General features: G+C 47.9%; 9 protein-coding genes. 6 read left to right on the top strand and 3 right to left on the bottom strand.

The annotated features are described in order from the left end of the window. Window positions 1–267 precede the first annotated feature (267 nt). On the bottom strand, window positions 268–1398 hold the full coding sequence (gene msrB / locus IRE19_RS15825; RefSeq protein ID WP_203341138.1) for a peptide-methionine (R)-S-oxide reductase MsrB: 1131 nt from the start codon (window positions 1396–1398) through the stop codon (window positions 268–270). A gap of 295 nt (window positions 1399–1693) precedes the next feature. Between msrB and IRE19_RS15820 the strand changes: the two genes are divergently transcribed. Continuing rightward, window positions 1694–2701 carry an LLM class flavin-dependent oxidoreductase gene (locus IRE19_RS15820; protein ID WP_203341137.1) on the top strand — a complete coding sequence of 336 codons (1008 nt, stop codon included), beginning with the start codon at window positions 1694–1696 and terminating at the stop codon, window positions 2699–2701. Window positions 2702–3142: 441 nt separating this feature from the next. Here the strand turns inward: IRE19_RS15820 and IRE19_RS15815 are convergent, their stop codons facing one another. Next, complete coding sequence (locus IRE19_RS15815) at window positions 3143–4171, bottom strand: NADP-dependent oxidoreductase (RefSeq protein ID WP_203341136.1); 1029 nt, start codon at window positions 4169–4171, stop codon at window positions 3143–3145. Window positions 4172–4353: 182 nt separating this feature from the next. Here IRE19_RS15815 and IRE19_RS15810 point away from each other — a divergent pair, with 182 nt between their 5' ends. Continuing rightward, a complete protein-coding gene (locus IRE19_RS15810) occupies window positions 4354–5478 on the top strand; it encodes an NADH-dependent flavin oxidoreductase (protein WP_203341135.1) in 1125 nt (374 codons plus the stop codon). 61 nt (window positions 5479–5539) lie between these two features. Here IRE19_RS15810 and IRE19_RS15805 read toward each other — a convergent pair whose 3' ends face one another. Next, window positions 5540–6868, bottom strand: a complete 1329-nt coding sequence (locus IRE19_RS15805) for a TrkH family potassium uptake protein (protein WP_203341134.1) — start codon at window positions 6866–6868, stop codon at window positions 5540–5542. A gap of 229 nt (window positions 6869–7097) precedes the next feature. Between IRE19_RS15805 and IRE19_RS15800 the strand changes: the two genes are divergently transcribed. The 4 genes from IRE19_RS15800 (at window position 7098) to nagE (ending at window position 12724) form a co-directional block, all read left to right on the top strand. After that, window positions 7098–8084, top strand: coding sequence for a TAXI family TRAP transporter solute-binding subunit (locus tag IRE19_RS15800; RefSeq protein WP_203341133.1), 987 nt, complete (start codon window positions 7098–7100; stop codon window positions 8082–8084). A 22-nt stretch (window positions 8085–8106) separates the two neighbouring features. Further along, the gene (locus tag IRE19_RS15795) at window positions 8107–8538 is read left to right on the top strand and encodes a DUF1850 domain-containing protein (protein WP_203341132.1); all 432 of its coding nucleotides are present in this window, start codon (window positions 8107–8109) and stop codon (window positions 8536–8538) included. Then, complete coding sequence (locus IRE19_RS15790) at window positions 8535–10562, top strand: TRAP transporter permease (protein ID WP_203341131.1); 2028 nt, start codon at window positions 8535–8537, stop codon at window positions 10560–10562. The genes IRE19_RS15795 and IRE19_RS15790 overlap by 4 nt, the downstream gene beginning before the upstream one ends. 245 nt (window positions 10563–10807) lie before the next feature. After that, window positions 10808–12724, top strand: a complete 1917-nt coding sequence (nagE, locus tag IRE19_RS15785; protein WP_203341130.1) for an N-acetylglucosamine-specific PTS transporter subunit IIBC — start codon at window positions 10808–10810, stop codon at window positions 12722–12724. The last annotated feature ends 25 nt before the right edge of the window (window positions 12725–12749 follow it).

Genomic DNA, 12749 nt, shown 5'->3' with positions numbered 1-12749 from the left:
AAAGCGGAAGCACCCGTGTAGCTCTGCCGGGCGTAAGACAGACCAGCAGAGTGGCGCTCTTTGCCACGGCGCTGGGTTGGCTTATGACCCAAAGAGCTGGGCGCTGTAGCTGGACAAGAAGAAAAGCGGAAGTACCCGAAGAACTGGACAATAAGCAAACAAAATAATAAGCAGAAGCAGGAAATTCAATTTTCCTTGCTTCTGCTTTTAATTTTGTTAAAAAAAAGACACTCAGCTGGATGCTGAATGTCTTTTCGGGCAGATAGATCAATTAACTTTATCCAGCAAAAATCCGTAGCCCTCTGCTTCCATTTCCGCTTCTGGGATAAACAGCAGGGCGGCGCTGTTCATGCAATAGCGAAGTCCACCTTCGTCTTTGGGTCCGTCATTGAAAACGTGCCCCAAGTGGCTGTCGCCGGCGCGGCTTCTGATTTCAGTCCGTTTCATGAACAGCATGCCGTCCTCGTGCTCAGTGACGACAGCTGGATCAATGGGTTTAGTGAAACTCGGCCATCCGGTTGTGGAGTCATATTTATCCGCAGATGAGAACAAGGGCTCTCCGGTAGTGATGTCCACATAAATGCCTGGTTCGTAGAAACCATCGTATTCATTGGAGAAAGAAGGTTCGGTCGCGTCTTCCTGTGTCACTTCATATTGGATGTCCGTCAACTTCGCTTTCAATTCTTCGTCGCTTGGTTTCGGATAAAGCGCCGGATCGATCAATGACTGGGCATCTCCATCGATTTCCTGATCTTCCAACGTATCAAACTCAACGTGGCAATAACCATCCGGATTTTTTTCAAGGTAATCCTGGTGGTATTCTTCTGCCAGATAATAATGCTCAAGCGCTTCGACTTCAGTGACGATCGGGTCGTCATAGCGTTCTTTCTCTGCAGCGACTACTTTGTCGATGACAGCACGGTCGGCTTCATTTTCATAATAAATGCCGGTTCGGTATTGCTCACCACGGTCATTTCCTTGCTGGTTCAGCAGCGTCGGATCGATAATCATGAAGTAATGGCCAAGCAACTTCTCCAAGTCCACACGTTCGGGATCGTATCGGACGTGGACCGTTTCGGCATGTCCGGTATTGTCATGGATCACTTCTTCATAGCTCGGATTTTCGGTGTTTCCGTTTGCATAGCCCGAGGTGACGTCATAGACACCGTAAACCCGTGCCATATAAGCTTCGACTCCCCAGAAGCAGCCGCCGGCCAGCCAAATATCCTGCAGTTTGTCTGTGTCGAATTCGAGGTCTGTGTTTGGATTGTCCGGAAATTTGGAAGTGCTTGTATCTGCCGATTGACCGGTGGCTGCACTGCCGGAATTGAAGGCTGAACACCCGGAAAGTACCAGCAGCAATAAAATAAATAAGCCTAAAAATGAGATCTTTTTCATGAGGAAGCTCCTGCCTTTCATAATTGAGTAAGTTCACATGGATGGATAGGTTGACCGCAGGCAAGGGCAGCTTAAAGGTCATTGATGGAATGGAAATGGTGTAAACGTTTTCTTTGTTTTTCTATCTACAGTTTAATCGAATGCCTGAAAAAGAGGAACTGAAGCGGTTCGAAACAAACAGCTATTTTATGAAGTGTGTCACAAAATGGATTCACGTTCTACTGCAGGGCGTGATAGTGGAGAGGATTCAGAAGGGCATGCTAAGATTTAAGGACTTGCGAAGGGAGATAGACAGATGATTTCATTGAATATCCTCGATTATTCGCCGATTGACGAAGGCGGGACCGCAGCGGCTGCCCTGAAACAGACGACTGAACTCGCTCAGTTGGCTGAACATCTCGGCTATAAGCGCTTTTGGGTGGCTGAGCATCACCAGGTGGATTCGGTTGCCGGCAGTACGCCCGAAATGCTGATGATGCATTTGGCGACGTCCACTGAGACCATCCGAATCGGTTCGGGAGGCGTTATGCTGCCGCATTACAGCGCTTATAAAGTTGCAGAGAATTTCCGGATGCTTGAAGCACTGCATCCGGGCCGCATCGATCTTGGCATCGGCCGCTCCCGCAGCTACCGGATTGTCAATGAAGCTTTGAATGAAAGCAAAACGAAACGGCTGCCTTATGATCAGCAATTGACGGATCTGCAGAAGTACTTTAGTGATGACATTGACAGCGAGCACCGCTTTCAATCGTTGAAGGCCATGCCGATTATTGAGACGGCGCCTGAATTGTGGCTGCTTGGTACCGGACAGGGCAGTGCCCGTCTGGCGGCTGAACAAGGAATGGGCTATGCATATGCCCATTTCGCCAAGCCATCGCAGCAAGGAGTAGAGGCAGTGGATACATACCGTGCCAAATTCCAGCCATCGAGCTTTCTCCAGCAACCGAGAGTAATCATCGCCGTTTTTGCAGTCGTTGCTGAAACGATGGAAAAAGCCGAGGAGTTGGCGACGGCTTTTGATCTATGGCTGTTGTTTGTTGAATCCGATTCACCGCCTCCTTATTACCCGGCCGTTGAGACGGCGAAAAAGCGCGGCTTCAGCGCCAATGAACAGGAAAAAGTGGCACGCAACCGGCAGCGTATGCTGATCGGTACACCGGAGCAGGTGAAAGCTCAGATCGAAACCCTTGCAGAGAGCTATGAGACAGACGAAATCACCATCATTCCGAACATTTCTGGAGCGGATAACCGCATGGACACACTGCGTTTATTGGCAGGTGCATTTAATCTCAATGGAAAATGAAACCATTTCTGCTCCTTCTGCGTATACATTAAAAAGCAGAAGAGGCGGGGATGATGGATGGCAATCAAAACGAGAAGCAAGGAGAAAAAAGATCGCTGGTGGATTTTTGATGTAATAGACTTTTTCACTAGTATCTTGGATGTGATTTTCTTTCTTCCGCGTTCAGTTTTCCGGTTCCTCAAGGAATTATAAGGAAATCTGCTCGTTGGGGAGTGGAAAATAGTTATCCTGGAAAATGTGTATCCGCATAAACAGAAAAACCGTGTCAGCGAGTGAGCTGACGCGGATTTTCTGTGTTCGGAAAGTATTTATGTGAGTTTGGAAAGTATTTCATTCGAAATGGAAAGTATTTGCGCCGTTTTGGAAAGTATTTCACCCGATACGGATAGTATCGCCAGTTAAATGGAAAAAAACCGCCCGAAAAGGCGGCTTCTCACAGTTTTATAGCTTTGCAAACTCAGGGTCAGCGACTTTTACCAATTGCTTGCCGAGGTTTGTGCCTTTGAAGAGTCCGAAGAAAGCTTCCGGCGTGTTTTCAAAGCCTTCGACAATCGTTTCGTCGTATTTCAATTTGCCTTCCTGCAGCCATTCGGCAAGTGCCGCGGCGCCTGTCGGCAAGTCTTTCGCGTAATCACCGAGCGTGAAGCCTTTCATCATCGAGCTGGTCTTGATGAATTTCCATTGCATACGCGGACCGACGTCTTCGCCTGATGAGTTGTAAGACGAAATCGAACCGCATAGTGAAACACGGGCATTTCTGTTCAGCTGATTGATGACCGCGTCAGATACGTCGCCGCCGACATTGTCGAAATAAACATCGACGCCATCCGGAAGCGCGTTGATCAAGTCTTCTTCGAAGCTGTCTTTCTTGTAGTTGACTGCTGCGTCAAAGCCGAGCTCATTGACCAAGTAATCGACTTTGTCATCAGATCCCGCGATGCCCACTGCACGTGCGCCTTTGATTTTGGCGATCTGTCCGACAATCGAACCGACTGCACCGGCCGCGCCTGAAACGACAACCGTTTCGCCAGCCTGTGGTTTGCCGATGTCCAGCAAGCCGAAGTAAGCTGTAAGGCCGGTCAATCCAAGAACGCTGAGGCGTGCCGTAATCGGTGCTTGAGATGGATCTACTTTTTGCAATTTCTCTGGAGCTGCTACATTGTATTCAGCCCAGCTAAGGTTACTGTTGACGATGTCGCCTTTTTTAAATAAATCCGAATTGGACTCGACCACTTCGGCAAGAACGCCGCCGACCAATACTTTATTTAATTCGAATGGTGCGATATACGATTTTACGTCTCGCATCCGGCCGCGCATATAAGGGTCTACTGATAAGTAAAGTGTTTTCAATAGGACTTCGTTTTCGCCCGGTGCCGGAATGTCTTTTTCGACAAATTTAAAATCATCGTTGGTCGGCATGCCTTCAGGGCGATTCACCAAATGAATTTCTTTATGAGTTTGTGCTGTCATGGAAAATTCCTCCTAATATCCGAATTCGTTGAAAAGCGTAACACTCGAACTGGGGCTGGTCAAAAATAATGTATCAGAAAAAGGGGCCGAGCGTGTATTCTTGATTCCTGAAAATCCGTATGCTATTTTGAAATACCGAAGCCTTTCGGAAGAAAACCTATATGCAGAAAAGAGGAAGTTTCATGAATCCACTATATACAGAATTATTTAAAGAAATTACATTGCCGAACGGCGTCGTACTGGACGACCGCTTAGGTGTTGCCCCGATGACGACTTATTCCGGAAATGAAGACGGCACCGTCTCGGATCAGGAACTAACCTATTATAACCGCCGCGCTGGACTGGGAAGCCTGTACATATCTGCGTGCATCGCCGTTTCAGAAAACGGCATCGCGTTTCCGAACCAGTTTATCGGTTTTGACGATAATGCAATTCCGCGTTTAACTCAAATGGCTAAAGAAATGAAATCAAAAGGCAGCAAAGCGATTCTGCAAATTCAGCATGGCGGAAGACAAGGGCAGGCTGAGCTGATCAAGACGAATGAAACGGTTGCGCCAAGTTCAGTGCCGAATGCATCAGGCAAGCCGGCACCACGTGAATTGACAGAAGCGGAAATTGAAGCGATCATCGTTGATTTTGGTGAAACGACTAGAAGAGCGATTGAAGCGGGCTTTGATGGCGTGGAAATCCATGGTGCCAATACTTACTTGCTTCAGCAATTCATTTCTACTGCTACAAACCTGCGCCAGGATCAATGGGGAGGCAGTTTGGAAAACCGCATGAAGTTCCCTCTGGCTGTATTGAAAAAAGTCAAAGACACTGTCGCTGAATATGCAGATGACCAGTTTATCGTCGGTTACCGATTGTCTCCGGAAGAAAACAATGAAACGACAGTTGGCTATACTATAGAAGAAACTAAAGTTTTGGTGGAAGAATTGATTCAAGGCGGCATCCACTATCTTCACGTATCATTGATGGAATTCAAGAAAAAACCAAGAGGCGCTGAACAAGGCGACAGCATTGTCCGTATCCTCGCGAACCACATCAATGGCCGCGTTGCTTTTGTCGCAGTCGGAAGTGTGAAAACCCCTGAAGATGCATTGACGGCATTGGAAGAAGGAGCGGATATTGTTGTGATTGGCCGCCAAGCACTGATCGATCCGGAATGGACCGAAAAAGTGAAGCAAGGCAAAGAACAGGAAATCCATCCGGTCATCACACAAAAAATGGTCGGCACTTTGGATATTCCGCAAAATATGTGGCACCTTATCACATCGTACGGCATGGTCAAAGTAGCAGACAATTAATTAAAATGAAATCGAAAAAAAGTGCAGCATCCAGATTTTTGGGATGCTGCACTTTTTATATTCAACCGGTATATACCGAATCGTAAGGATATCGGTAATGTTCATTGCGCGGTTTCATTAAGATAAAGAACAAAGTCAATGGCCCGACACGGCCGGTGAACATCACCAGGCTCAACAGGATTTCGCCAAGAGGACTTAAATCACCGGTAATGCCCATCGACAAGCCGACCGTTCCAAAAGCAGAAACCACTTCAAATGCCAAAGGCAGAAACGGAATTTTCTCCGTCACAGCCAACAAAAACAGGAAGAAGATTACCAGCAATACACTGATTGTGGTGATGGCAAGTGAACGCAATATCGCTTCCAGCCGGATGGATCTTCCGAAAATCTCAGGTTCGCGTTGTGAACGCAAAAACGCAACAGCTGCCAGGATGACAACGACAAATGTGGTCAACTTGATGCCAGAAGCCGTCGAAGCGCTGCCGCCGCCGATGAACATCAACAGCATGGTGAACAGCAGAGTTGGATCTTCAAAATTTCCGTAGTTCAGCGTATTGAATCCTGCAGTACGCGGAGTGACTGCACTGAAATAGGAAGCCCATAACTTATCCGGCAAGGACATATGCCCGAGAGTGCCCGGGTTGCCATATTCCAAAGCGAAAATGACGATCATGCCAATCGCATTTAAAATTAAAGTGCCGCTGACCATCAGTTTGGTATGCAATGCCCATTGGCGAAATGCTTTTTTTTGATAGACATCGATGACAACGGTGAACCCGATGCCCCCTACGATAAATAACGCAGAGATTAATAGGTTCACAAGCGGATCTCCGGCAAAACTCATCAAGTTATCAGGAAACAAGGAGAACCCGGCGTTATTGAACGCGGAAATGACATGGAAGACACTGTAATGGAGTGCGTCTGTAAAGCCGAATTCCGGTATCCAGTAGAGGGTTAGCAGTATGATGGCAACCGCTTCTACAGACAAAGCAAAAGTGAGAATCAGTTTGACAAGCTTGACGATGCCGCCAATAGTACTTTGCGACAGCGATTCCTGGACGTAAATCCGGTTTTGGAGCCCGATTTTCTTACGGAACAGAATGAGGATAGCAACCGCGAATGTCATCAATCCGATGCCTCCGCATTGAATCATCACAAGAAGAACCAGCTCCCCAAATCCTGTAAGTACCGTGCCTGGATCAAAGACGCTGAGTCCAGTCACTGTCGTGGCCGAAGTAGCAGTGAAAAAAGCATCGGTCCAGGAAATTGGCCGTGTAGTCGCGAACGGCATCTTCAACAAAATTGTACCTGCCAAGATCAACAACAAAAAGCTGCCGGAAATCACCGCCGGGGGAGAAACGGCTATCCGCTTCTTTTTCCAGGAACGCATACGAGACCCTTCCTTCATCGAGAAAACTGAAATATGAGCCTACTCTATGCCTGTTTGAAGAAACTGTCAATGAAAATTATCCACTAATACTACCCTTTCTTTAAAGTTTTGAAAAGAGCATCCGTAGTTGTAGCCTTTTAAGTAGTTAGTATAATCAGAAAAAAATGAATACTTCCTATGAATCCATGTAGAATATCGGTATAATTAAAAAAAACAAGGGGGTAGAGAGATGAAGAAAATGAAGGTAAGCGCTTTCTCTTTGATCGTTGCCGGAAGCATGGTTTTGGCGGCTTGTGGAGAAGACAATACGACTACGAATCCGGAAAATGGCGGTGGAGAAACTGCTGGATTGGAAGCGAACATTGTCACCATCGCTACCGGTGGAGCATCCGGACCCTATAACATCATCGGATCGACGCTGGCTGAAACCTACAGCTCACAGTATGGCGTCAACTCCAGAACCCAGACAACCGGGGCCTCCGTGGAGAACGTCAATTTGATCAAAGAAGACAAAATTGAAATGGCCTTCACGATGAGCGATGTGGTCAGCCAAGCAGTTGAAGGAACCGAAGGCTTTACAGAGCCGACAGATAAAATCAGCCAAATCGCTGCTTTGTACCCTAACTACGTGCAAATCGTCACTACTGCGGATTCGGGTATTGAAACCTTCGAAGACCTGCGCGGCAAGCGAATCGCGGTAGGCGATCAGAACTCCGGAGTGGAAGTGAATGCGCGTACGCTGCTTGAAGGCTACGGCATCACCTACGATGATATTCAAGTGGATTATCTGGGCTATGCAGAAGCGGCTGACGGCTTGCGTGCCGGACAGATCGACGCGGCCTTCCTGACGAGCGGCCTGCCGAATGCATCGCTGTTGGAGCTTTCTGAAACACTGGACATCCGCATGGTTTCCATCGCTCCTGAAGATGTGGAGCGTGTAGCGGAAGACCAGTCCTACTTTATTGCACTTGAGATACCAGCAGATACTTACGGAAATGAAGAACCTGTTCCGACTGCAGCAATCATGAACGCATTGGTGGTCCACTCGGATATGAGCGAAGACGATGTCTACGAATTGACCAAAACCTTCTTCGAGAATCTGGACACGCTCGAGAATTCTCACCAGGCAGCCGCCGATATTACATTGGAAGCTGCACAGGAAGGCTTGGTGGCACCGTTGCATCCAGGGGCACAGCGTTACTACGATGAACAATAGAGTATTGGCGGGAGGAGCATGTGTGATTGTGCTCCTTTTTTTCCTGTTGTGGCGGATCCCTGTCGTGCAATTCAACTTTGGCGGGGAACGCTATTATTTGAAAGAAACGGATTTTACCTTGCAATGGATCCATTCAGTGGAAAAAGAACAGTGGCTTGAGTTTTATGAGCGGAACGGCGACAGCCTGTTGCTGGCGGAAACGAAGTTTAAAACGTACGGCGCAGGTGTCCCATCAGACGGGAAAATCATCCCGTCAAAAGATGGCTATGTCCATATGGAAATCGGACGGCTCTTCAAAGAAATGAATTTGACGGTCTCACAAAATGCACAAACAACGATAAAAACCGCCAACAAGGAAATTCCACTATATGACTATACGGAAGATTACGAGATGGTGACGATCACGATTGAATTTATTGATCTGTGGGATTATATGAGGGGGAATAAACTATGACAAAAGACAACCGGGATTTGGATGTTGAAAGCGTTTCTGCCCATGAAGAAGACAAAACCCTCAGCCAGGAAGTGCTGGAGAAATACGATACAGATGCCAAAGTCCGCAAACTGAAAAATCGGAAGCTGGTCTTTCTGATAGCAGCGATCGCCATCGCTTATTCGATTTATCATCTCTATGTGACCTTCAATCCGATGCCTGCCCTTCAGGCGCGGTCGATCCACGTAGCTGTTGGGATGGGCTTGATTTTCCTGGTCTATCCGACATTCAAAAAGCAGGATCGCACGAAAATTCCGTTCTATGACTGGATTTTATTCATCTTCAGCCTGGGAACTGCGGGCTATTTGATGTATGAATACAACGAGATCATGACCACGCGCGGGGGAATCCCGAATACATTGGATATCGTGTTTGCAATTCTGACGGTGGTGCTGGTCCTTGAAGCGGCGCGGCGCGTAACCGGCATCATCCTGCCGATTCTGGCATTGGTGTTCCTGGCTTATCCGTTCATCAGCCACTTTGTCTGGATGCCGAACATGCTGATGACGCGGCCATTCGACCTTGGCGATATTTTTGGGCAACTGTATTTGAAGACGGAAGGGCTTTATTCGACAGCCATTTCTGCTTCCTTGCAATTTATCTTCCTGTTTATCCTGTTCGGTGCGTTTCTCGCCAAATCAGGGATGGGCCAATTGTTCAATGACTTGGCCATGGCTTTAGCCGGCAGCAAGCAGGGCGGTCCTGCCAAAGTGGCGGTCATTTCCAGCGGATTTATGGGCAGCATCAACGGTTCGGCGATCGCCAACGTTGTCGGAACCGGTGCGTTCACCATTCCATTGATGAAAAAGATCGGTTACCACAGAAACTTCGCAGGAGCGGTTGAAGCCAGCGCTTCGGTCGGTGGGCAGATATTGCCGCCAATCATGGGGGCAAGCGCATTCATCATGGCAGAAACAACAGGCATTGCTTATGGTACTATCGCTCTGGCCGCACTGGTGCCGGCTGTGCTTTATTTTCTGGGAGTCATCATGCAAGTGCATTTCCGGGCCGGCAAAGAAAACCTGAAAGGGATTCCGAAAGCCGATCTGCCAAGAACCAAGGAAGTACTGAAAGAAAAAGGGCATTTGCTGCTGCCGATTGTTGGCTTGGTCTTTATGCTTTACACCGGCATGCCGATTGCCTATGCAGCATTCTATACAATCGTCTTGACTGTCATTGTGGCGGGGTTCAGAAAGTCGACACGTATGGGCTTTAAAGATATTCTGGAAGCACTTGAGGACGGCGCTCGCCAATCCTTGTCTGTCATGATTGCCTGTGCGGTTGTCGGCATCATCATTGGCGTCGTCAGTTTGACGAGCTTTGGTACAGTGATGACTTCAGCAATCACTGCATTTGGTGCCGGCTCGCTGTTCTGGACCTTATTCTTGACGATGCTGGCTTCTATCGTTCTTGGGATGGGCTTGCCATCAATTCCTGCCTATATCATTACGGCGACCATGACGGCGCCAGCGCTTGCTGAATTCGGCATTCCGGTTCTGGTTGCACATCTGTTCGTCTTCTATTTCGGAATCTTCGCCAATATTACACCGCCGGTTGCGCTCGCCGCATTTGCCGGTGCCGGAATATCAGGGGGAGATCCGATGCGGACTGGTTTCAATGCGCTGAGGCTGTCGCTTGCCGGTTTCCTGATTCCTTATCTGTTCGTCTATAACCCAGCAATGCTGATGATCGAGACGACAGGTATCGCCGTCAACGCAACTGAATTCGTGTTACCGCCCATACTGGAAATCGTGTTGATCACAATCACAGCCATTATCGGCATCATTGGGCTGAGCGCAGCAGTGGAAGGCTATTTCCAGACAAAACTGAATGTGGTGTTTCGCATCATTTTGGGAGCTGGCGCATTGATGCTGATTATTCCTGAAACCATTACCGATATCATCGGTTTGGTTATCGTCCTCGGCATTTTCATCTTAAACTATATGAAGAATAAAAAACAAAGCCAAACCGCTGCTACTTATTAGAGAAAACAAAAGAACCGGACAGCAGATTTTCTGTTGTCCGGTTTTTTGATGGCAAATTTTACTCAGATGAATAGGAAAAGAAGAGTAGGAAATAAATTAATAAAGAGAAACTTCAATCAGTGGGATAAAAAATCCTCCAGAAGTAACCGCTTACTTTATTTTAATAATCACTGAAATTGGTATAGACAACTATACCGATAATGGATATAGTGAAAATTAAGAATACATAAAAGGGAGGAAATTCTATGTTCAGTTTTCTGCAGAAAATAGGGAAATCATTGATGTTCCCAATCGCTACACTGCCGGCGGCCGCGTTGCTGTTGCGTTTTGGGCAGGATGATATGCTCGGCATTCCGTTCATGTCGGCAGCCGGTGCAGGGATCATCGACAACCTGGCAATCATTTTTGCCATCGGGATTGCGATGGGCCTTGCTCATGATGGCAATGGTGGAGCGGCTTTGGCCGGTGCCATCGCTTACCTCGTTTTGACTTCGGCGATTGTGACAATTAACGAGTCGATCAATATGGGCGTTTTCGCCGGTATTTTGTCCGGTATTGTCGGAGGTCTTTTGTATAATAAATTCTATAATGTGAAGTTTCCGCAATGGCTTGCCTTCTTTGGCGGCAGGCGCTTTGTGCCGATCATCACTGCAGCAACCATGACGATTCTGGCTGGCGTGCTCGGTTATGCATGGCCACCGATCCAAGACGGCATCGACAGTGCAGGTGAGTGGATTTTAAATGCCGGCATGTTCGGTGTCGGGGCATACGGTTTCTTGAACCGCCTGTTGTTGCCGACTGGATTGCACCATGTCATCAACACCATTGTTTGGTTTGATTTCGGTACTTTTACGGATGCTTCTGGAGAAGTGGTCCGCGGGGAAATCAACCGCTTCTTGAAAGGGGATCCAACAGCAGGGCCATTCCTGTCCGGTTTCTTCCCGATCATGATGTTCGGTTTGCCGGCTGCCTGTCTTGCGATGTATGCGGCAGCTAAAAAAGAGCGCAAAGCCATTGTTGGCGGCATGCTCTTCAGTATCGCCTTTACATCGTTTTTGACAGGAATCACAGAACCGATTGAGTTCTCATTCATGTTCCTATCGCCTATTTTGTATGTAGTCCATGCTTTATTGACAGGCGTCTCGATGATGGTCGCCTATGCGTTGGACATCCACCACGGTTTCGGCTTTTCAGCTGGAGCGATTGACTATGTGCTGAATTATGGACTTGCTCAGAATCCGCTGCTCTTATTGGTAATGGGCTTGGTTGTCGGAGCCATTTATTTTGTCATCTTCTACTTCCTGATCGTTAAGTTGGACCTGAAAACACCCGGCCGTGAAGACGAAGATGAAGAAGGTGCAGAAAATGCAGGCACTGGCAATAAAGCCGTTGATGCCAGAGCTTACCACACAATTGAAGCGCTTGGCGGGACAGACAATATTGTCGCCGTTGATTATTGCACGACGCGCCTGCGCATGACTGTTAAAGATTCAGATCGTGTAAACGAAAAAGACCTTAAGCGCCACGGTGCAATGGGTGTCATGAAAGTCAATAAAACCAATGTCCAGGTTGTCATCGGCACAGCAGTTGAATTCCTGGCAGATGCCATGAAGCCGCGCCTGGCCAATGGCAACCCGGCTCCTGCAGCTGGATCAGAAGCGGAAGTGATTGAAGAAACAACCGCTGAAGAGCCGGCAATGAAAGCGATTGTCGCAGAAGATTTTGAAATGCCGATTACAGGCGAACTGATTCCGTTGTCACAAGTGCCGGATGAAGTGTTTGCAAAAGGCATGATGGGGCCAGGGCTTGCCATCCTGCCAACTGGAGATACGCTCTATTCACCGGTTGACGGACGTGTGGTCAGTGTTTTCCCGACCAAACACGCCATCGGCATTGAAACGGATACCGGCATTGAAATCCTGATCCATGTAGGACTGGATACGGTCAACTTGAAAGGCGAAGGCTTTGAGACTTTGGTGGAGCAAGGGCAGCTCGTGCAGCGCGGAGACGCGATGTTGAAGCTTGATCTGGAATTCCTGAAAGCCAATGCGCCTTCAATCGCAACACCGATTATTTTCACAAACTTAACTGAACAACAAGTCACTGTCATGAAAGAGGGCTTCCAGGAGCACGGAACAGCTTCCATCCTGAAAGTCGAATAATACTAGCAGAAAAACCAGGGACATC

Origin of the sequence: Planococcus beijingensis (genome assembly GCF_016820615.1) — a bacterium.
In the GTDB taxonomy this organism is placed as follows: domain Bacteria; phylum Bacillota; class Bacilli; order Bacillales_A; family Planococcaceae; genus Planococcus; species Planococcus notacanthi.
Note: the sequence above shows the minus strand (reverse complement) of the source record. Positions and strands in the feature narration are given on the sequence as shown.